This is a genomic window from Klebsiella sp. RHBSTW-00484 (assembly GCF_013705725.1).
Taxonomy (GTDB): domain Bacteria; phylum Pseudomonadota; class Gammaproteobacteria; order Enterobacterales; family Enterobacteriaceae; genus Klebsiella.
This window is the reverse complement of sequence record NZ_CP055481.1, coordinates 3,369,774-3,389,460: the sequence shown is the minus strand read 5'-3', so window position 1 is coordinate 3,389,460 and position 19,687 is coordinate 3,369,774. Positions and strand designations below refer to the sequence as shown.

Annotated in this window: 20 protein-coding genes and 2 pseudogenes; 11 read left to right on the top strand and 11 right to left on the bottom strand. The window is 47.7% G+C overall.

Going from position 1 to position 19,687, the window contains the following annotated elements; all coding sequences use genetic code 11:
• Positions 1-43 precede the first annotated feature (43 nt).
• Positions 44-550, bottom strand: a complete 507-nt coding sequence (gene tpx / locus HV213_RS16170; protein WP_139538013.1) for a thiol peroxidase — start codon at positions 548-550, stop codon at positions 44-46.
• 101 nt (positions 551-651) lie between these two features.
• On the opposite strand from tpx, the gene ycjG reads away from it, so the two are divergent.
• Positions 652-1,617 (top strand): L-Ala-D/L-Glu epimerase, encoded by a 966-nt coding sequence (ycjG, locus tag HV213_RS16165; RefSeq protein WP_181482478.1) that lies wholly within the window; start codon positions 652-654, stop codon positions 1,615-1,617.
• On the opposite strand, the gene mpaA is transcribed toward ycjG, so the two are convergent.
• Positions 1,608-2,321 (bottom strand): murein tripeptide amidase MpaA, encoded by a 714-nt coding sequence (mpaA, locus tag HV213_RS16160; RefSeq protein ID WP_181482477.1) that lies wholly within the window; start codon positions 2,319-2,321, stop codon positions 1,608-1,610. The genes ycjG and mpaA overlap by 10 nt on opposite strands.
• A gap of 188 nt (positions 2,322-2,509) precedes the next feature.
• On the opposite strand from mpaA, the gene HV213_RS16150 reads away from it, so the two are divergent.
• Positions 2,510-4,126 (top strand): peptide ABC transporter substrate-binding protein, encoded by a 1,617-nt coding sequence (locus HV213_RS16150; protein WP_181482475.1) that lies wholly within the window; start codon positions 2,510-2,512, stop codon positions 4,124-4,126.
• Positions 4,127-4,423: 297 nt separating this feature from the next.
• Here HV213_RS16150 and HV213_RS16145 read toward each other — a convergent pair whose 3' ends face one another.
• A complete protein-coding gene (locus tag HV213_RS16145; RefSeq protein ID WP_181482474.1) occupies positions 4,424-4,990 on the bottom strand; it encodes a DJ-1/PfpI family protein in 567 nt (188 codons plus the stop codon).
• A 314-nt stretch (positions 4,991-5,304) separates the two neighbouring features.
• On the opposite strand from HV213_RS16145, the gene cspE reads away from it, so the two are divergent.
• From cspE to HV213_RS16130, 4 genes are all read left to right on the top strand, one after another.
• Positions 5,305-5,520, top strand: a complete 216-nt coding sequence (gene cspE / locus HV213_RS16140; protein WP_110273456.1) for a transcription antiterminator/RNA stability regulator CspE — start codon at positions 5,305-5,307, stop codon at positions 5,518-5,520.
• A 435-nt stretch (positions 5,521-5,955) separates the two neighbouring features.
• Entirely contained in the window at positions 5,956-6,144 is a 189-nt protein-coding gene (gene ymcF / locus HV213_RS33290) for a cold shock small protein YmcF (protein ID WP_142514262.1), read from the top strand.
• 287 nt (positions 6,145-6,431) lie between these two features.
• Positions 6,432-7,061, top strand: coding sequence for a winged helix-turn-helix transcriptional regulator (locus tag HV213_RS16135; protein ID WP_181482473.1), 630 nt, complete (start codon positions 6,432-6,434; stop codon positions 7,059-7,061).
• 125 nt (positions 7,062-7,186) lie between these two features.
• A complete protein-coding gene (locus HV213_RS16130) occupies positions 7,187-7,768 on the top strand; it encodes an outer membrane beta-barrel protein (RefSeq protein ID WP_181482472.1) in 582 nt (193 codons plus the stop codon).
• 50 nt (positions 7,769-7,818) lie between these two features.
• Here HV213_RS16130 and HV213_RS16125 read toward each other — a convergent pair whose 3' ends face one another.
• The 4 genes from HV213_RS16125 to HV213_RS16110 all read right to left on the bottom strand — a co-directional run bounded on the left by HV213_RS16125 (position 7,819) and on the right by HV213_RS16110 (position 9,393).
• Positions 7,819-8,202, bottom strand: a complete 384-nt coding sequence (locus tag HV213_RS16125; RefSeq protein WP_181482471.1) for a hypothetical protein — start codon at positions 8,200-8,202, stop codon at positions 7,819-7,821.
• 152 nt (positions 8,203-8,354) lie between these two features.
• On the bottom strand, positions 8,355-8,669 hold the full coding sequence (locus HV213_RS16120) for a PTS sugar transporter subunit IIB (RefSeq protein WP_110273451.1): 315 nt from the start codon (positions 8,667-8,669) through the stop codon (positions 8,355-8,357).
• A 169-nt stretch (positions 8,670-8,838) separates the two neighbouring features.
• Positions 8,839-9,030 (bottom strand): hypothetical protein, encoded by a 192-nt coding sequence (locus HV213_RS16115; protein ID WP_110273450.1) that lies wholly within the window; start codon positions 9,028-9,030, stop codon positions 8,839-8,841.
• Positions 9,031-9,198: 168 nt separating this feature from the next.
• Entirely contained in the window at positions 9,199-9,393 is a 195-nt protein-coding gene (locus HV213_RS16110) for a hypothetical protein (protein ID WP_110273449.1), read from the bottom strand.
• Positions 9,394-9,681: 288 nt separating this feature from the next.
• Between HV213_RS16110 and umuD the strand changes: the two genes are divergently transcribed.
• Complete coding sequence (gene umuD / locus HV213_RS16105) at positions 9,682-10,104, top strand: translesion error-prone DNA polymerase V autoproteolytic subunit (protein ID WP_181482470.1); 423 nt, start codon at positions 9,682-9,684, stop codon at positions 10,102-10,104.
• Positions 10,104-10,232: pseudogene (locus HV213_RS16100) on the top strand (Y-family DNA polymerase); the annotation flags it as partial. The gene umuD and the pseudogene HV213_RS16100, both read left to right, overlap by 1 nt.
• A 44-nt stretch (positions 10,233-10,276) precedes the next feature.
• On the opposite strand, the gene HV213_RS16095 reads toward HV213_RS16100, so the two are convergent.
• Positions 10,277-12,505 (bottom strand): Mov34/MPN/PAD-1 family protein, encoded by a 2,229-nt coding sequence (locus HV213_RS16095; RefSeq protein WP_014839974.1) that lies wholly within the window; start codon positions 12,503-12,505, stop codon positions 10,277-10,279.
• Positions 12,502-13,683, bottom strand: coding sequence for a ComEC/Rec2 family competence protein (locus HV213_RS16090; protein WP_017900685.1), 1,182 nt, complete (start codon positions 13,681-13,683; stop codon positions 12,502-12,504). Before HV213_RS16090 ends, HV213_RS16095 begins: the two co-directional genes overlap by 4 nt.
• A 136-nt stretch (positions 13,684-13,819) precedes the next feature.
• On the opposite strand from HV213_RS16090, the gene HV213_RS16085 reads away from it, so the two are divergent.
• Together HV213_RS16085 and HV213_RS16080 are read left to right on the top strand one after the other, a co-directional pair.
• Positions 13,820-14,680 carry a WYL domain-containing protein gene (locus HV213_RS16085; protein ID WP_017900684.1) on the top strand — a complete coding sequence of 287 codons (861 nt, stop codon included), beginning with the start codon at positions 13,820-13,822 and terminating at the stop codon, positions 14,678-14,680.
• A gap of 7 nt (positions 14,681-14,687) precedes the next feature.
• Positions 14,688-15,206, top strand: coding sequence for a hypothetical protein (locus HV213_RS16080; RefSeq protein ID WP_014839975.1), 519 nt, complete (start codon positions 14,688-14,690; stop codon positions 15,204-15,206).
• Positions 15,207-15,245: 39 nt separating this feature from the next.
• Here the strand turns inward: HV213_RS16080 and HV213_RS33285 are convergent, their stop codons facing one another.
• Both HV213_RS33285 and HV213_RS16070 read right to left on the bottom strand, forming a co-directional pair.
• Positions 15,246-17,456 (bottom strand): tyrosine-type recombinase/integrase, encoded by a 2,211-nt coding sequence (locus HV213_RS33285; protein ID WP_228288542.1) that lies wholly within the window; start codon positions 17,454-17,456, stop codon positions 15,246-15,248.
• Entirely contained in the window at positions 17,440-18,447 is a 1,008-nt protein-coding gene (locus HV213_RS16070) for a tyrosine-type recombinase/integrase (protein ID WP_064181645.1), read from the bottom strand. Before HV213_RS16070 ends, HV213_RS33285 begins: the two co-directional genes overlap by 17 nt.
• A 61-nt stretch (positions 18,448-18,508) precedes the next feature.
• On the opposite strand from HV213_RS16070, the pseudogene umuC reads away from it, so the two are divergent.
• Positions 18,509-19,645 (top strand): annotated as a pseudogene (gene umuC, locus HV213_RS16065) (translesion error-prone DNA polymerase V subunit UmuC); the annotation flags it as partial.
• Positions 19,646-19,687 lie beyond the last annotated feature (42 nt).

Genomic DNA, 19,687 nt, shown 5'->3' with positions numbered 1-19,687 from the left:
AAAGCCCCCGATCAACGAGGGCTCAGGGTGCTTAGCTGTGTTATTACGCTTTCAGCGCGGCCAGAGCGGCGTCGTAGTCCGGCTCTTCGGTGATTTCATTCACCAGTTGGCTGTAAACAACCTGGTCGTTTTCATCAATGACGACCACAGCGCGCGCCGCCAGACCGGCCAGCGGGCCTGCGGAGATAGCGACACCGTAGTCGGCCAGGAACTGCGCGCCGCGCAGGGTGGACAGCGTGACAACGTTGTTCAGGCCTTCAGCGCCGCAGAAGCGAGACTGGGCGAACGGCAGGTCGGCGGAGATGCACAGCACTACGGTGTTGTCCAGTTCAGACGCCAGTTGGTTAAACTTACGTACCGATGCCGCGCAAACGCCGGTATCGATGCTTGGGAAAATGTTCAGCACTTTACGTTTGCCTGCGAACTGGCTCAGCGCGACGTCAGAGAGATCTTTGGCGACCAGCGTAAACGGCTGCGCTTTAGCGCCTGCCTGCGGAATGGTGCCTTGAACAGAAACGGGGTTGCCCTGGAAATGCACGGTTTGTGACATGGTTATCTTCCTGTTTACATATAGTTAACGTTCTGGCTAGTGTATGACATCAGTCATCAGCACGGCAAATCCTTTTAATATTTACCTGCGAGGTTCAGGGAATGCGAAATCTGCGAGTCTATGAAGAAGCCTGGCCGTTACATACTCCTTTTGTGATCGCCCGCGGCAGCCGCAGCGAGGCCAAAGTGGTGGTAGTGGAGATCGAAGAAAATGGCGTGAAAGGCGTGGGGGAATGCACGCCTTACCCCCGCTACGGCGAGAGCATCGCCTCGGTGATGGCGCAGATTATGACGATTGGCGAACAGATTGAATGCGGCATCTCGCGTGAACAGATTCAAAGTCTGCTCCCCCCGGGAGCCGCGCGTAATGCCGTCGATTGCGCGCTCTGGGATTGGCAAGCGCGCAGTGCGGGTAAGAGCATTGCTCAGCAGTCAGGCGTCATGCTGCCTAACCGGGTGGTCACCGCGCAAACGGTGGTCATTGGTACGCCAGAGCAGATGGCAGCCAGCGCGGCGGCGCTGTGGCAGAAAGGGGCCACGTTGCTGAAAGTGAAGCTTGATGATCATCTGATTAGCGAACGGCTGATAGCGATTCGCGAAGCGGTGCCGCAGGCGACGTTAATTGTTGATGCCAACGAAGCCTGGCGTAGCGATGGTCTGGCTGAGCGTTGTCAACTTCTGGCGGATATCGGCGTGGCGATGCTGGAGCAGCCGCTTCCGGCGGGGGACGATGCGGCGCTGGAGAATTTTATTCATCCGTTGCCTGTTTGTGCTGATGAAAGCTGCCATACCCGCGACAGCCTCGCGGCGTTACGCGGTCGCTACGAAATGGTCAATATTAAACTCGATAAGACCGGCGGTCTGACCGAAGCGTTGCTGTTGGCGGAGGAGGCGGAGCGACAGGGATTTGCGCGGATGCTGGGCTGCATGCTGTGTACCTCGCGAGCCATTAGCGCCGCGTTGCCGCTGGTGCCGCTGGCCCGTTTTGCCGATCTTGATGGCCCAACCTGGCTGGCGGTCGATGTTGAGCCGGCGCTGCATTTCAGCACCGGCGTACTTCATCTTTGAGGGTGCCAGTGCAGCAGGTTAATCATTGCCGACAGGTATTTATCCGTGGCCTCGTCGGCGGATATCGGCGGAAATTCGGCGGTAATGCACGGCAGGCCGATATCGGCGCACCAGCTGCCAAAGGAGCCGGGCGTTTCATAGCCGACGCTGCCCACCAGCGGCAGAGTAAAGGCATTGGCGAGCCAGCGTCCCAGCTCGCTGTGGCCGGGATCTTCAATGCAGGCTAGCGGATCGTGAAATGAAACGACCCAGGCGGGATGGGTCTGGTGGATCAGCTGGCACAGCGCCTGGGTTTCTGGCTCTGAACCGGGCTTTTCGCCAGTGAGCAGAACCACATCACGCTGCTCTGCCGCGCTGTTCCAGCGATAAACCGTTTCCCCTTCCTTCCAGTTCGCCGCCGGAAAATTTCGGTTCAGGTCGATTCCACGTGCGTTGGCACGTAACCCTAGCTGACAGCCGTCGGGATTTACCGCCAGCACCACGTGATGACGGCGCAGCTCCGGTTTGAGCGTGCGTAACGCGCAGGAGAGGGTGACGATTGATGAGTTCTCATCGCCGTGGGTGCCGGCAAGAATTAAACCGCTGCGGCTATCGGCCAGCGGTGCAGGGAACCACAGCAGCGGTGCGCCGAGATGAGACTGGCCGTAGCGCTGGGTTCCTGGCGGAAAAGCGCCGCGTTGAGGGCGGGGACGAGAAACGGGCATAGGGCATCCTGTTATCAGGTTATTTTGAGCAGTGTTGTGTAAAACCGTCCCGGAATCAAATAGTTTCCTGCGATCGAGAAATCAGCATATATGTCAATTTTCTATCACAAGCAGTTTGCAATTTCAGGTGATGAAACAAATAATTATCGCACTACCAGCTCTGGTTTTTTTATTTTAAAGGGGATCTTATGAAGTATCCTGTCACATTGACATGCGGCGCGCTGTGGTTAGCCAGCGTCTCTTCTCTTGCCTGGGCGGCGGATGTCCCTCCGGGCACCGTATTAGCTGAAAAACAGATGCTGGTGCGGCACATTAAAGATGAACCCGCCACATTAGATCCCGCTAAAGCCGTGGGCCTGCCAGAAATTCAGGTGATCCGCGATCTCTTTGAAGGTTTAGTCAATCAGGACGCGAAAGGCAACCTGATTCCTGGCGTGGCGACTCGCTGGCAGAGCAATGATAACCGCGTCTGGACCTTCACCCTGCGTGACAACGCCCGCTGGTCCGACGGCACGCCGGTGACGGCAGAGGATTTTGTCTATAGCTGGCGGCGGCTGGTGGACCCAAAAACGACTTCGCCGTTCGCGTGGTTTGCCGCACTGGCGGGCATCAGCAACGCGCAAAATATTATTGATGGTAAAGCCGCGCCGGATAGCCTCGGTGTCACCGCGGTGGATGCGCGGACCCTGCGCGTGCAGCTGGATAAACCGCTGCCGTGGTTCAGCAATCTGGCGGCCAGTTTCGCCTTTTATCCTGTGCAGAAAGCCAATGTGGAAAGCGGTGATAACTGGACGCGCCCGGGTAATCTGGTCGGTAACGGCGCGTATGTTTTAAAAGATCGCGTGGTGAATGAAAAGCTGGTGGTGGTTCCCAATACGCACTATTGGGATAACGCCAAAACGGTCATTCAGCAGGTTACGTTTATGCCGATCAACCAGGAGTCGGCGGCGACCAAGCGCTATCTGGCGGGCGATATCGATATCACTGAGTCATTCCCGAAAAACCTGTATCAGAAGCTGCTGAAGGACATCCCGGGACAGGTCTATACCCCGCCGCAGTTGGGGACTTATTACTATGCGTTTAACACGCAGAAGGGGCCAACTGCCGATGAGCGCGTGCGCCTGGCGCTGAGCATGACGATTGACCGTCGTCTGATGGCAGAGAAAATTCTGGGAACCGGCGAGAAACCGGCCTGGCGCTTTACCCCGGATGTCACCGCAGGCTTTACTCCGCAGCCGGTGCAAATTGAGAGCATGAGTCAGGCCGAGCTGAATGCTCAGGCGAAAGCGCTGCTGCAGGCGGCGGGCTACGGCCCAAACCGTCCGCTGAAGCTGACTCTGCTGTATAACACCTCGGAAAATCATCAGAAAATCGCTATCGCGGTGGCGTCGATGTGGAAGAAAAACCTTGGTGTTGATGTGAAGCTGCAAAATCAGGAGTGGAAGACCTATATAGACAGTCGAAATACCGGGAATTTCGATGTGATCCGCGCTTCGTGGGTAGGGGATTACAATGAACCGTCGACTTTCCTGTCGCTACTGACCTCAACCCACAGCGGCAATATTTCGCGCTTTAACGATCCGGCCTATGACAAAATTCTGACACAGGCAGCGCTGGAAAACTCGGAAAAAGCGCGCAACGATGATTACAACGCTGCGGAAAAAATCATTATGGCGAAAGCGCCTATCGCGCCGATTTATCAATACACCAACGGGCGTCTGATTAAACCGTGGTTGAAAGGATATCCGATAACCAACCCGGAAGACGTGGCGTATAGCCGCACGATGTATATTGAGAAGCACTGATGACAAACCAGGTTTAAAGATTGTGCTCGCGTTTCTGCCGGGCGGCGGCTGACGCCTTGCCCGGCCTACAAAACCCACAATATCAATAAATTGTGAATTTTTCGTAGGCCCGGTAAGGCGCCAGCCGCCACCGGGCAATTCCAGCCAGGTGCACTTTGTCAGCAATCTGAAGCACTGATAAGTGCACCACCGCAAAACCCGCAACTGGCGCTGTTTTCAGCGCCAGCCTGTCTTTTCTGATTATCTCTTGGCGTCACCTGGCCACGTTCGTTTTATTCATCAGGAGGACTGCAGCCGTTACTGCTGCAACAATTCGGCAAATTTCGCCAGCCATTGCGGGTGCGCTGGCCAGGCAGGGGCGGTGACCAAATTGCCATCGACGTGCGCCTGATCGATGCCGATGTCGGCATAATGACCACCGCTGAGGTGTACTTCCGGTGCACAGGCTGGGTAGGCGCTGCAGGTGCGTCCTTTTAGTATCCCTGCTGCGGCCAGCAGTTGGGGTCCGTGGCAAACTGCGGCAATCGGTTTACGTGCAGCATCAAACGACTGTACCAGTTTGAGTACTTCATCATTCAATCGTAGGTATTCAGGCGCGCGTCCACCGGGGATCAGCAGAGCGTCATAATCCTGTTCCTTCGCTGCGCTGAAATCGGCGTTGAGAATAAAACGATGACCAGGCTTCTCGCTATAAGTCTGGGCACCGTCAAAATCATGGATTGCGGTCATAATGTAGTCGCCTGTGATTTTGTCAGGGCAGACTGCATCAACCTGATGACCAATCATCTGCAATGCCTGAAATGGCACCATCGTTTCGTAGTCCTCAGCATAATCGCCGACCAGCATTAGAATTTTCTTACTCATCACAACCACTCCCGTGTGAAATAGGTGTCTAAGATATAGCCTGGTAGAAGAGGGAATGCGAACCGTAGTTGGCGCAATATTGCCAGCTGAACAGAGTCTCTATAAAAATAAAGCTTGCTATCAATTGTTATCTGTGCGATCAATAGGTGGTTGGTTTGGTACACAGACCTAAAAATAAAGCGGTTTAGTAAAGCAGTTCTCATCTCAAGCGTTATCCATAGATAATCCTTTTTTCGAGCCTCCTTATCGTTATTAATTAAATTCTGTGATGCGAACTTTTTCGCCGTAAGGCGCTGATTATTGAGGTAATATTTATGTCTGAGAAGATGACTGGTTTAGTAAAATGGTTTAACGAAAGCAAAGGTTTTGGTTTTATTTCTCCACTGGATGGCAGTAAGGATGTCTTTGTACATTTTTCTGCACTTCAGGGTGATGGTTTCAAAACCTTATTTGAAGGGCAGAAAGTTGATTTCTCTATCGAGAATGGCGCCAAAGGTCCTGCTGCTGCAAATGTCATTTTGCGCGATTAATAATTTTCTAAAATCTTTTGAACCTGCGACAACGATGACGGTCTAAGCCCGAGTAGACAGGTTTACAAGATAGTAGTAAAGGGTATATTGAAGCAGACGGTTCCAGTGTATCCATTTAAAATGATCGAAAGTGTATGAGAGATACGACATCCCGAATACACTTAATATTTTTGTATTAAATTTTACTTAACGTTACGTGCCGAAGGCACATTAAAAAACAAACAACATCCAAAAGATCGCTGGTGCAGTATAGATTTTAATCCGAAGAGTTTCGGGTTTATCTTTAAGAATTAATGACAATGATGTCTTTGTTATTATCGACCATTCAGAACAATGCTTTTTGCGTTGTCATTGAAAACCAGGAAAGCGTTTTCAGTTGAATATGGCTAAATGTCCCTGCGGTAGTGAATGTTGTAGCAAATAGAGGCTAACATCATGACTGACCACATTCATTTCAGGTGCCCATGCTGTCATGGGTCACAGTACAGAACATCGGCTTACGATGTGTCTGCAACAAATCCGTTTGGCGCGAAATGTATCTTTTGTAAATCTTCAATGATTACACTCGATAACATCGCCATACATATTTCTAAAAACTCAGCATCGCTGGAGTTAAGGAAATAACGAATCGGCCCCGGAAGGGGCCTTTTGACGTCTATAGTGTCATATCTTTTTCCGTCTCGATTCCTTTTAAGACACCAATCGACCCCTCGCCAAAGTGTAACTTTTTGTATTTATTTGTGTTTTTTATGGTCGAATTGCCTGCGCCTGGCTTTTGGGTTTGTTTAAATTTAAATACAATCGTGGTTTTTTAGTGTGTCCTGATATGAGTAAATACTGAGTTGCGCAATTTTTACGAAAACATTATGACGTTCTATAATTGTGCTGACTGAAACTTATCAGGTATTTCTATGCACATTTTACCACCTGTTCGCCCGGAAGAGAGTATCCAACGCTTGACGGCACTGCTGGAGCCGATTGCCGAAAAAATGAAAGTAGTGCCGCGAAAACGCATTACCTGGACGCACAAAAATCAACCTCAGTTGTACCTTTTTCAGGAAGGCGAACTTTCGATACTCAGGGCATCAGACGGTCTGCTAATTGTCACCGTTTACAACCCACATCTGTTTGGCATCGCTGAAATGATCCAGCCGGTGCGCGGCCATCAACTGCGGGCGGAAACTGAATCGACAATCCTGCGCGTCGATGCGCAAAAAGCGATGGAGGCCTTTCGTCAGCACGGCGTATGGGAAGATGTCGCCTCATTGTTGTCGTATCATACGGCCTATCTTTTTTATCGTGATGCCTTAGTGGTACAGCAACGAACCTATGCCGTCATTCGCAATCATTTAATAGAAATGAGCCTGCTCCCGGAGGAAACTCGAATGCGCGTATCTATTCTGGATTATATTCAGGAACGCACACATTTATCCCGAAGTAGTGTATTAAATGTGCTTTCTGCGTTAAAAAGTGGTAACTATATCGTTTTTAAACGCGGTGGTTATTTGATTGAATTGAATAATTTACCTGAGCGTTTTTAGGTTGGTTGATTTGTCCAAAATTAAATAATAAAGCGGTTATCATTGCCGCATTAATATTCTATTGTAGACCCACTTAATTCTTAAGTATCTCACTTATTCGACAACGGGTCGACACCAGGATTTTTATGAAAAAGACGCTTATTACGTTAATTATTGCTAATGCTTTTACCGCGACCACTGCTTTTGCTGCTGCGCAGGAGGGAACCTGGTATGCGGGTTCTAAATTTGGCTGGTCGCATTATGGTGACTCAAGCTCCGATCACTCTGTCGATGTAGACCGTGATAACGTCGGCGGCGGTGTGTTTACCGGTTATCAGATTAACCCGTGGCTGGCGGTAGAAGGTGGGTATGATTATTTAGGTAATATGGGGATCAACGGTCGCCATGGTGCATCCGGTTCGCAGATGAAAAGTCAGGGATTGCAGCTCTCATTGAAAGCCAGTTACGGCCTGACCAGCGATTGGGACCTCTATGGCCGCGCAGGGTTGATGGGTTATCGCGCGGAGTCTGACGTGAATGGCCATAACCGTTTTGATACCGGCGTGCGTCCGGTGGTGGCGATTGGTACTGAGTATGCCTTTAACAACAATTGGTCGGGGCGTCTGGAGTATCAGTGGGTTAACAATGTGGGCAACGAAAACCAGATTGGCATGAGCAGCGATGTGAGCTCCGTGATGGCTGGCGTTAGCTATCGATTTGGTCAGTAAATTCAACGGCCTGGAAAGAGCCCCCTTATTGCTAATAAGGGGGCTCTTTTTTATCCCTGAGTGAGTGATTGCAGAGAGTCGTTCATCTTCTGTAACCCAGCGATATTCTGCTCTTTCAGATAGTAGTTATTCATTAAGCGCATTTGATCCAATTTTGTCAGCGAAGCATAAACCCGATACGTCTGGCTATGGACATCAAAAATATCGTTAGTTTTCACATCTAACAGATAATCTGTTTTTAAACTGAATGATACATTATCAATAATTTGCTTATTTTTCTGATGCAGCATCGTTGTGGCAACCGGGTCGCTGGCTAGTGGATTGTTTTGCACGACGGGGATGTGTAACGCATCTATTTTAGTTAAGGTTTTGGGAGGCTGTGAACTACAGGCAGTTAGCATTGTAGCCAGCATAACAAGGGAGAGCTTACGCATGGTATTTCCTGGTATAAATAATGGTCGTGCTTATTATCTTTTTTACCTGGAACTCTGCGAGAGTTTATTTGTTTAATTTAAAATTATGAGCATGCGGGTTGTGGAAGGAACCCGTGATTTCACGGGTTCTGCATAGCGCATACTAAACCACATTATGTTAGTGATTGAGGAATCGTACTCATTGCGAACGTGAGGATTTTCTCACCATCAAATGATGCGTAAGGCAAACTTTCGATCACTGCAATTTCTTGTTCCGAATTCAATGAGTTCATGAATTCTGGGATCTTATATTGAATATGCGGAGCGATCAAAACGCCGTCATAGGCAGGTGCTACGCTAAAGAAATTCTCAACACCAACGGCACTGATTAAAAGATCTAAACCCTGAGTATCGGCTATTTTTTGCATTTTTCTGGCAATAATTCCTGCCGTTTCGCCGAACAGGCAACATATTAATAACTTTTTCACAATTTAATCCTCGGTGAGATACCGAAGCTACATTATTCCTCCATGGCTGATGAAAATGCGCGATACGTCAATATTCTAATACTAATTTATTAGACAGCATCTTCACTATCACAGAAGCCAGAAACAAAAGCTTCTGTGATGTTGTGAACGATCGGGTATGGTTATTGGGTTACTTTTTTTTGCGTGAAATCACGAAGCGATCGTCAACGCGCGTGAGCTTTGCTCCATTGGTGCAGTGCTCAATGGCAAAATTAAAAAACTCATCAGAGTCGAGTTCAAAATCCAGTTCGATTTTAATGGTTTCACTGGATTGCAGAAGCTGCTTTGCCTGTTCCAAATCACTGGCTTTGACTATTCCCATCTCTTCACCTCGTTTTAGCGCTGGTGGCGTCCGGGCTTCATCTTACGGCCTAAGTTTTACAATCATGCGACACTGGCGTTTTATTTCTGCGAGGTAAGTTTTTCGGCCTTACGTAACACGATCACCATCGCTTCAGGAGACCCGATAGCGATGGTAGCCAGTGCAATCTTAATCAACGTTAGTGAAGTAGTCTCGTGCGACTGCCTCAACGTTCTTTGCATCAATGCCCGTCTTCTCCGTGATCGAGGCAATGAACGGCTTGAACTTCTCTGTCATCACATGGCCACCGTCCCAATGAGCGACGTAGAAGCGGCACTGATAGCGATAAAAGTGGAGAGTGGTGTCTCCTAACGTGTAATACATAAGAATCTCCCGTTCAGTATGTCGGATGGATCGCCACAATTTGTGAGCAAAGAGCCGATTGGCGGATTCTATCCTCCTCCCAATTGACCGAAATTTCCAGAGAGCAATAAAAAACCATCGGGAATACGTATAGGGGCCCCTACACAATATCGACGATATGATTAGCGTACGGATGCTAAATTCTCCACAACTTCAATGTGTTCGCGTTAATGCCCTGCATGTGGCTTGATTAACGCCATTGAAGTATTGATACTGTATATAAATACAGTATGTGCAGGTGAGTTTATCATGATGTTCTACAAGCCAGTTGAATTGCGTCAGGTCATATCAATTCCGTTGTTTAGCGATCTTGTCCCGTGTGGGTTTCCCAGTCCGGCGCAGGATTATATTGAGAAGGGGATTGATCTCAACGAGCTTTGTATCAGCCATCCTGCGGCGACCTATTTTGTGATGGCGACAGGCATGTCGATGGTTGATGCCGGTATTTATGAGGGTTCGCTACTGGTGGTGGATCGCAGCCTGAAAGCAACGCATGGCGATATCATCATTGCCTCGTTGGCCGGTGAGTACACGGTCAAACGCCTCTGCACGCATCCCGTGATGCAATTGATGCCGATGAACCCTGATTTTCCTCCGATTGAACTACACGATGGTGGTGAAGAGCTGGAGATTTTTGGCGTCGTCACGTTCAGCATTAATCGGTTTCGCTAATGTTTGCCCTGGTAGATGTGAATTCATTTTACGCCAGCTGTGAAATGGCCTTTCGCCCCGATTTGCGCGGGCGTCCGGTGGTGGTATTAAGCAATAATGATGGCTGTGTGATTGCCCGAAATAGCGATTATGTGGAATTGCAAGTAACACTGTGATGCAGATGAAGCGAACTTCATCTGACTATAATGTTGATATCGTTTTCCGCAACAATCAGCATCACAGCAGGTAAACCTTCCACACTCATTTTTTGATGTAACTTTTTGATTAAATTATCATCTTCATTACTGGCTTTCGCTGAAAATCCTTGAGGATGGGAGTGCCATTCACCAACATAATCGACAACACGAGCGGTCAGCTGCTGAACCCGTTCTAATGCTTCCTTTTGTCCCTCTTCTCCTCGGACAAAGAAGGCTGGTGAGGATTTACTGTCGATAGGTTCTGGGAACACATCAACCAGAATAATAGTCTTGTTCTTAAAATCAGTTATGCCCACAATAGCGCCCCCGGTTTCATTCGGTAGGGCCTGTAAACGGGTATGTCTCAGTTTTTGTTCTAAGCCTTGATCGTATCTAACAATCCATTCGCCAGCAATTACAGATACCACAGGGTAAAGCTCAATTTCATGAGCGCTCACTGCACCTGAATTTTCATCAGACACCCAGATACATAATCGAGCATCATCCTTAAGGACGGTCTGCCGTAGTTGGCGCGACAGGATACCAGCATGAACGTGAATACATTCGTTAGACATACGTACAGAAATATCCCTACATCCACCACCGACCCAACGATCACCATAATTGTGCTGTAGGTGAGTGTTTCCCCACTCGCTGCTCAAAATTGCCCGGTAGTATTGCCCCTCAATTGCATCAATTCGGCACTGTCTGTCTGTATCCTCTATTAACATCACGCTGGCCTTGCCTGATGGTGTCAGAAACAGACTAACTGTTCTGGGTATATCATCTTTTAACGCTAGGGTCCTAGGCACCTCAAAGGTGGTACTGACATCCACAACTAAGTGAGCCTCATTCACAGCTCTGGCAATATCATGATCGTCATCAAGAATACTTTTATTGATCGCTCCGGGGAGAGGTTCATGTGGATAAATACTACCTGCGAGGTGCCGAAGAATATCAGTTTTAGGGTATCCAATATGATCATCAACCCCAATATGGCGGGGCAGATTATGTGGAAGGAGTTTGTCAGGATCGATAAATGTCCAGTGTCCCCAGCCGATTCGTATCCAGATATCAGCTAATGTGCCGCCAAGAGCCCCAACGCCAGCCAGAACACCATAGAAAGATGCATTATCAGAATCAACAGCAGAAATGTCTCTTGCTCGTGCAGCATTCATAGCAGAACGTATTTCGACAGGTAACAGTGGTAACTGTTGCCATTGTGTACCTCTTACGCCACCAAGTAGTCGGAAACGGTGCTGTATTCCCCGCTCATTCCTGGGGGCAAGTATGTCTAATACGCTGGCAAGTTCGTAGAGTGAGCGTTCCACGATATAGCCCATAACATCAGTACGTTCTGTTTTACCATCCCTTAAACGAGGAACCCATAGCAGAATTAGCAAACCTTCCTTTTCACCAGAGCTAGGGCGAAGACCTGTATCAGGTATAGCATCATAAACAGCATCAGCGAGTGGCTGGAGAAGTTCACTTCCCCAGGATTGAAGCTGCTCTTCCAGTTTTTTCAGATTGTCAGGATATGAAGCAACTAATGAGGCTTCAACTGGTGGGACGGCAATGGTTAATAAGCGAAATGGTCTGATGCCCTGATTAGAATGTTCAGGTACAGCCCTTAAAATTATCGGCTTACCATTGCTGACCATCTGGAGGCTGAGTTTATGAGCTGCGGCATGATTATAATCAAGATAATTCGCTGGTAAAATAAGTTGATAGGGGCTCATATAAAAAAGTTGCTCAAGAGGTTGGTCTTCTCGATGCAAACGTTGTTCAGCTGATTCTCTGAGCCACCAAAATATTCGCTCAATAAATCTTTCAGGTGTCCAGTTGCGTTCGACGGCGTTCCAAGATACATCATAAAGGCAAAGAATTTTTGGAGAGTCTGGTACACCTGCATGTTGATGAGATAAAACAGGAAAATCTTTACGCAATGCATGAACTAGGATCGGGATAGTGAACTTAGGGTTTATCTCAATAGCTAATCGTTCTTTACGACGAATGCCGGCCTTATTGCCAGAAGTTACTGTACCATCAGCAACATCAATGACTAGGTATTCCGAGCGGTCATTGTTTTGCTCAGATAAACGTAATTCTCGAACAGTTATATAGGGATGCTGTTCGCATGCTGTAAGCAATGAGATTGTTTGCGGATATAGGCTATCACGCCCCGATGAATCGAGGCGTTTACCCAATTCGAAATATTCGATCATTGGTTTATTACACCTGCCCGGGGTGCGGCTGCCGTAGCAGCGCTTGTCGCAGCAGAAACTGCACCAACAATAGCGGGAATCAATTTTCCATCTCGTGCCACTTCAAACTCAAGAACAGTTTTATCTTTAAGGTCGCCCGTGCAACTGAACCAACCATCAACATTATCCAGAATATCATCGTACTCACGTTTAGCTCGAATACACGGAGGATCATAATCGTCATCAAGTATCTGTTTGCTGCTGGAAACTATTGTCGCTCCAGAACGCGCTTGCCCTAAAGCATTACGGGCCGCATCGCAAACCAGAGCATCTTCTCCCCATTGTGACCAGCTATAATAGGAAAGTGAATGCCACGAACAATGATGTGGTGTGAGGAGAAGATCATACTCCAGCACCTCAGGATTGCTTTTGTAACGATTCCATAATCGCTCCCAGATGAGAACTTCTGCATCCCCACCGAGTAAAAAGTGCATAGGATTACGAGAATATGCGGAAGGCAGTATTTTCATATTCATAATGATACTGGATTCATTTTTAGAAAGGGCTTCTTCCAGATTTTCATCATCTTCATGTGGTGCGGGTGCCAGAAGCTGTGCAGAGAAAACGTCTGAAACTTGCCCGTCAATTCTGGTGAATGTATCACCAGCTTTAATAAGAATGGCACTCAGATCATCCGTTTTACCGTTAATATCTTCACCCATGATAAGAATGCGATTACCGCTAAATGCGTAACCATGTTCCCGCCAGTATTTTACACGGCGCCGAGCTTCCGTATTAAATGCCTGAGCATCTTCGCAAAGTGTGTGATTTTTCGAACGACGTCGAAAAATCAATGGTGATGACCACAACTCTCGGATGATTATGCGTTTTTCTGAACGTTTCAGATGGTCATCTGGATAGTCTTCAGGACGGCCCAGCCAAAAATGTTTACGTAGCCCCCCACAATGGTCCTGATCCGGATGACTCAGCATAAAGACGTCAACAAAAGGGCGATCGTTATTATCGTACTTCAATCTGTTACGTAGCGCCGAGGCAACATCAGGTGTGTCATCTTTGGGGTCATCAGCAGCAGAACGGATATGTACATCAGTCAGAATGGATGTACCCGGGGTATCAGCCAAACGCACCAGTGTCATATCACCGTTGCCGACCTGGAAAAAAGTAACTTTTGCTGCCATCGACATCTCCTTCAGGGATACGAAAGATTGAGGTTAAGAACATCTGTTGCTAAGATACATCTAGTAATTATTCGAGTCTAGTAACTATACGTATATTTTTTAGACTCAAATTGTAAGCACAGGAAATGATTGATAAATGATTGATAAAATGGTGCGAACTGGTCATTGGGGCCAAGAGAGACGACTTGAATTCATCGATTTTCGCCTACTGTGGGAAGGTCGACTTAACCGTGCAGATATCACTACATTTTTCAGAATTTCTGTGCCGCAGGCTTCATTAGATTTGGCTAAATATCAAGAGATTGCACCAAGAAACATGGTGTATGATCGAACTCAGAAGGCTTATGTAACTACCCCAGATTTCAAACCTGTTTTTTCAAGTTTTGACAGTAATCATTACCTGAATGAACTATTAGGGCGAGAAAATGGAATAGTGGATCCTTGTGATAGTTTCATTGGATGGGCCCCTCCGGTTGCCAGCCTTCCTCTTCCGGCTAGGAAAGTACAACCTGAAATATTGATTGATTTAATCCGGGCCATGCAAAGAGAACAGGCTTTGGTTGTTGATTATCGTTCGATGACTAATGAACCAGCGGTTCGTATGTTATACCCAACTGCATTTGCACATGATGGTCATCGGTGGCATATTCGCGCCTATTGTTTTAAATCTGCAATGTTTAAAGATTTTGTCCTTGGCAGATTCTTTAATATTATTGAATTTGTTTCCCCACCGACATCAATTCCACAAGATGTTGACTGGAATACATTTATTGATGTGGTGATAGGTCCAAATCCTAACTACGATACGAATAGACGGCTATCTATTGAGCATGATTACCAAATGGTGCATGGCGAGGCGAAAATTCGGATACGTCAAGCACAATTATATTATCTTAACCGTCGGTTAAATTTGGATGTGAAAATCGATTCTTCAATAGATGATAAGCAGCAAATCATCATGCTAAGAATAGAAAAACCTGAAGATTCTATAGGATAAAGTTAACATGAATGTAACTGGTATTAATAAAAACAATAAGGAATGGATGATTGCGATAATAATCACCTACCTTTTTATTCTGTTATGTCTGGCAACATACGCTATTGGGGCTATGTCTCTGGGGTGGTTGCCTGCACCTTACGCACCATTAAGGGTGCCACTGATGTGTGGCACCATTGCCTATATTGGTGGTTGTTTATATTGTTTTCGTGCAATTTACATCAATAAATGCATTAGAAAACAATGGGATCCAGATTGGCATGTATGGTATTTCATCCGCCCACTTACCAGTACAATTGCAGGTGCAATCAGTTACTTATTTCTTAAAGCAGGATTGTTAGTTCTGGAATCTAGCTCCAATGCAGGGTCCAGTGAAATGGGTTTCTTTGCATTGGCGTTTATTGCAGGCTTTAATGTCGATAAGTTTGTCGCGAAAATTGAGGAAGTTGCAAAGGCCGTGTGGGGGATTGAAAAAACAAGAAGTGCAACTAATCATGAGGTAAAAGACTTAGATAAAAAAGAATAACTTGGATATTCAAATTAACCGGGATATTTTTTCGCTATTTTATCTTTTTTGCTTGTCTGGTGTTTCAATGTTTTTTAATTTCTCTAATAATTTGTCTATCGCACCAATATCATTATTTACTGCTGCCTGTTCATCATCCGTCAACGGGATCTCCTGCATCATTTTGAGTAAATTCTGACGCCCCTCTATATATTGCGCTTCTGATGATGATTTAGGCAGGTAGAACGAACATTTTGCACAAGCCATACGGTGTGGGCACTGTTCAAAAAAGTCATAACTACACAATCCGTGCCCAAGGTCATAATATCGCCATGGTTCTCCTTTCTGCATTTGTCCGGACGAAATTGCATCCTGATCGATCAGCACCGAAACCATACGACGGTTTCGCTCAAAGTATCCTGCTTTAGACAGAGACCCTGCCAGTTTTGTCGGTGTGATATCGATATAATGCTGTGTCGAACTGGGAGAGGAATGTCCGAGCCAGCGCTGTAACTCAAATAATCCTAGTGGTTCCCGGGCATTAAACAGCTGGCTGGCTATAGTTGCCCGCGCTCTGTGGCTAGTGATAGTCCCCCTGATATCTTCGTTTGGAACACCAGCTTTCCGACAAAGCATCGGAATTAAGGATTTATTAATATAAGTCTGGCTAATCCGAGCAGCTTTATGCATAAAAAGATAACTGACAAGTTCACCCGTTTTTAAATCAAGTTGGTCTGGTTGTATATTTCGTTCTTTTTCCCAGCAATCAATGTATTCCCCTACGATTGGATCAACAGGTTTGGTGAAGGCCGTGCTGGTTTTGTTCACGGGGACATCCAGCAAACATATCCGAGAGCCGCCCTGATGTTCATCATTTTGCCAGCGTATACAGCCTGTTCGCATCCGCAAAATTTCATCACGACGCAACCCACCAAACAGCCAGAGAACACATAATGCACGAACCATAGAAAATGGGTAGCGATAGTAAAGTTGTTCACCATAATGCAGATCCTGCTCCTGCAGGTTCAACCCTGCCCAGACAAGTTTACTCCATATATCATCAGCAACGACTCTTGGTGCAGGGCCAATACTGGCCCGGATAGCGCGGGGTAAACGGAACGTTCTGACAGGATCAAATCGGACGATAATAAGCCCCCATTCCTGAAGGTCTCGAAAAAAAACTCTGATAGCCTGTAAAATCCCCGCCCGTGCAGAGGCTGTCATTAACTGGCCTATTCGATTCTGATACATATGGCGCGGTTCAGACCACTGGCCTATTTTCATTTGACACACTGCAGCTACGTATTCAAGTGCGATGTCCCGGCTCCAGTCTGCAGGAGAATGTATATCAGGGTGAGTGGCTTTCAGCCAGCGCCCACACTGCAGGATGCGGTACCATGTACTGAGTTCAGATGATGGTGCTTTAATAGCGGTTTTACGCCAGCGTTCACACCATCGCAACCATTCTTCCGGAACGTTACTGGTTGCACGATATTCCCCGTGAGGCCGTCTGCGCTCAAGAATACGATGGTCAATGCCCGCGGGGAACAGCCCCATCGCAGCAAATATCCTTGACAAGGTGGCCGCAGAGCGACGCATATAAACAGGCCCGTAAGTTATTACTCGCTTAAGTGTTTCCAGTTCCAATTTTTCAGGATCAACCTGCCGCTGACAAAGCATAGACAGCAGTAGCGCATTACGAATGTTATTGTCAGCAGCGACAAAGCCGAGGCGCTGCATGTTCTCCTGAAGCTTGTTTACCGCCGCCTCTGTCGCCGGGCGGCCAAAAACTTTGACAGAAAGCCGATAATGATAAAAGCAGCCAGCCGCCTCAAGTCGATTAAATCCGCACAGTAACCAAGCAATCGCGAGGATATACTGTCGACAATTACCACAGCTGCCATATTTTTTGCGAAATACCTCTTCACTGCTGCACAGCACTTCGAGCCAGTCGTCCTGGGTCCATGACCAGTAGTTTTTTTCCAGCCGGTGCATTTCCAGAATGATGTCATGAATTGCAGAATTGGTTGTTGTGGATGCGGCATTCATCCACTTTAATGCTGCTCTGAGTGGAATTATCAGGCGAGAAAGCCTTTGTCTTACACAGTTCGACCAGTTTTGTTTATGACGTCCAACAACATACTGAGCCAGGTTTATCAAAGTATCTCGTTCAATCGGCTGTAATTTGGGAGAACAATCCCAGTCAGGATCAGGTTGCCATTCTTCGTAGTCAAAAGGGGCTGGCGCATCATATTCAGTTTTCATTGCCATCCGTATTGTCCCCCTTTAAATTGTGTAACCGATGTTCATGTATCGACGCCATACCTGCGTTAAATTTTTCCGTAAGATCACGCGCACTAAGATGGATATAAAGTAACGTTGACTGGATACTCTGATGGCCGGCAAACGTAGCGATCTCATGAATATCCCAGTCAGCTCTGGCGAGATCGGTCAGACATAGATGTCTGAAGGTATGCGTACTCAATTGGGGTAGCCCCGCCTGCATTGCCAACGACCTTACGATCTTGGACCAGGTCCACCGGGTTATTGGCGCAGTTCTGTTGCGACAGGAATAAGAAAGAAACAGTGGGCCACGGGAAGTATTTAATTGTCGCCGTTCTGCTAACCAGAGGAAATATAACTCTCCGGTTACGACAGAATAGGGCACAACCCGACCTCGCTTAGTTTTTGTCGTTTCAGCCCGAACTGTTAGCAAGCGACGAGAAGGGTCAATATCGCCGGTAGCAACGGAGCACAACTCTTCCCGGCGCAGGGCACAGTCGTACGCAAGAGATAGCATAAAACGATTACGTATTGTGGTCTGGCGGGCCGCGATAAGTAAGTTTTCCCAGTCACGGTCACTCGGTATCCATGGCAGGCGTCGCTGTGCCTGAATGAACCCCCTGCGCCCACCTCCGCCAGGATGCCAGCTGCCTCTCATTACGGGGTTCAGTACTATTAATCCTTCTTCTCGCAGGTAGTCACAATATAATCGAACGATAGTGAGTCGATGACGAAGGCTGGCAGCCGCCAGATTGCGGGAGATATTAAGATGACGAACATACAAAGCCAGGATCTCCCGGCTGGCTTCTGTAGGGCTCACATCATTCTGGCGACAAAAACGCAGCCAATCATCGATCCCACGGGCATAAGCTTCAACCGTATTTGGCGCCTTCAGCAAACTTTCCTGTAAGCATAACCAGCGAAAAGCTGTAGGCTCAGCCATCATGTAAGGTAAAGATGCCAGCAACGATGCACGCATACACTTTCCTTCCGAGTCAGAAAGCACAACCTAAGGATAGTCAATTCCAAATAACATATAAGCTAAACGGCTTGAAGTCCCCATGGGCGCGCCGTATTTCAAAGTAAAATCTCAGTTTGAGCGTTACCAGATCGCGGCATTTAGCAGTAACTACGCATTGTATGGCGATATGTCGCACCGTGTAATGACCCTTCTTGAAGAGCTGGCTCCATCAGTTCACCAATATTCCATTGATGAAGCATTTGTGAATCTCACCGGGCTTAATCGTCCTGGGGAACTCGAGGCATTTGGTCGCCACGTGCGAACGACATTACTCCAGTGCACTGGCTTGACGGTAGGTGTGGGAATTGGGCCGACTAAAACACTGGCTAAGCTGGCTAATTATGCAGCGAAAAGATGGCCGCAAACTGGAGGCGTGGTTGATCTCTCTTTGTTGGCCAGGCAGCGAAAACTGCTGGCTCAGGTTGAGGTCAGCGAGATCTGGGGCGTTGGTCGACGAATAGCGAAAAAGCTCAATGATATGGGCATTAAAACGGCGCTTCAGCTTGCTGAAACGCCCGCGTCGCTTATCAGAAAACATTTCAGCGTCGTGCTGGAGCGCACAGTGCGAGAGTTGTGCGGCGAGCCTTGTCTTGAACCAGAAGAGTTTATGCCGACGAGGCAGCAAATCATCTGCTCGCGTTCGTTTAGCCAAAAGGTGAGCGAATATGAACCGATGCGTGAAGCAATATGCAGCCATGCGGTTCGCGCCGCCGAGAAGCTCCGTGCAGATCATCAATATTGCCGCTATGTTTCCGCCTTTATTAAAACCAGCCCGTTTGCAGGTAATGAAGTCTATTACGGTAAAGATGCCGGGACCAAAATCCAGATCCCAACGCAGGATAGCCGGGATATCGTCGCTGCGGCGATAAAGTGTCTGGATACCATCTGGCGGGAGGGGTATCGGTTTCAAAAGTGTGGCGTAATGCTGGGCGACTTCTTTAGCCAGGGGGTGGCTCAGTTGAGCTTGTTTGATGACTATCGGCCGCGAGCCAATAGCGAACAGCTCATGACGGTACTCGATCACGTTAACCAACGAGGAAAAGGGCATCTCTGGTTTGCCGCGCAGGGAATAGAGCGTGCTTGGGAGATGAAACGAAACATGCTTTCTCCGGCCTACACCACCCGTTTTAGCGATCTGATGCGGGTGAAACTGTAGACCGGATAGATTCCCCGAAGACGGCGCTGAAGCGCCTGTAAC

Coding starts and splice junctions, on each gene's coding strand:
- tpx (WP_139538013.1), bottom strand. CDS start 550: ATGTCACAAACCGTGCATTTCCAGGGCAACCCCGTTTCTGTTCAAGGC.
- ycjG (WP_181482478.1), top strand. CDS start 652: ATGCGAAATCTGCGAGTCTATGAAGAAGCCTGGCCGTTACATACTCCT.
- mpaA (WP_181482477.1), bottom strand. CDS start 2,321: ATGCCCGTTTCTCGTCCCCGCCCTCAACGCGGCGCTTTTCCGCCAGGA.
- HV213_RS16150 (WP_181482475.1), top strand. CDS start 2,510: ATGAAGTATCCTGTCACATTGACATGCGGCGCGCTGTGGTTAGCCAGC.
- HV213_RS16145 (WP_181482474.1), bottom strand. CDS start 4,990: ATGAGTAAGAAAATTCTAATGCTGGTCGGCGATTATGCTGAGGACTAC.
- cspE (WP_110273456.1), top strand. CDS start 5,305: ATGTCTGAGAAGATGACTGGTTTAGTAAAATGGTTTAACGAAAGCAAA.
- ymcF (WP_142514262.1), top strand. CDS start 5,956: ATGACTGACCACATTCATTTCAGGTGCCCATGCTGTCATGGGTCACAG.
- HV213_RS16135 (WP_181482473.1), top strand. CDS start 6,432: ATGCACATTTTACCACCTGTTCGCCCGGAAGAGAGTATCCAACGCTTG.
- HV213_RS16130 (WP_181482472.1), top strand. CDS start 7,187: ATGAAAAAGACGCTTATTACGTTAATTATTGCTAATGCTTTTACCGCG.
- HV213_RS16125 (WP_181482471.1), bottom strand. CDS start 8,202: ATGCGTAAGCTCTCCCTTGTTATGCTGGCTACAATGCTAACTGCCTGT.
- HV213_RS16115 (WP_110273450.1), bottom strand. CDS start 9,030: ATGGGAATAGTCAAAGCCAGTGATTTGGAACAGGCAAAGCAGCTTCTG.
- HV213_RS16110 (WP_110273449.1), bottom strand. CDS start 9,393: ATGTATTACACGTTAGGAGACACCACTCTCCACTTTTATCGCTATCAG.
- umuD (WP_181482470.1), top strand. CDS start 9,682: ATGATGTTCTACAAGCCAGTTGAATTGCGTCAGGTCATATCAATTCCG.
- HV213_RS16095 (WP_014839974.1), bottom strand. CDS start 12,505: ATGATCGAATATTTCGAATTGGGTAAACGCCTCGATTCATCGGGGCGT.
- HV213_RS16090 (WP_017900685.1), bottom strand. CDS start 13,683: ATGGCAGCAAAAGTTACTTTTTTCCAGGTCGGCAACGGTGATATGACA.
- HV213_RS16085 (WP_017900684.1), top strand. CDS start 13,820: ATGATTGATAAAATGGTGCGAACTGGTCATTGGGGCCAAGAGAGACGA.
- HV213_RS16080 (WP_014839975.1), top strand. CDS start 14,688: ATGAATGTAACTGGTATTAATAAAAACAATAAGGAATGGATGATTGCG.
- HV213_RS33285 (WP_228288542.1), bottom strand. CDS start 17,456: ATGGCAATGAAAACTGAATATGATGCGCCAGCCCCTTTTGACTACGAA.
- HV213_RS16070 (WP_064181645.1), bottom strand. CDS start 18,447: ATGCGTGCATCGTTGCTGGCATCTTTACCTTACATGATGGCTGAGCCT.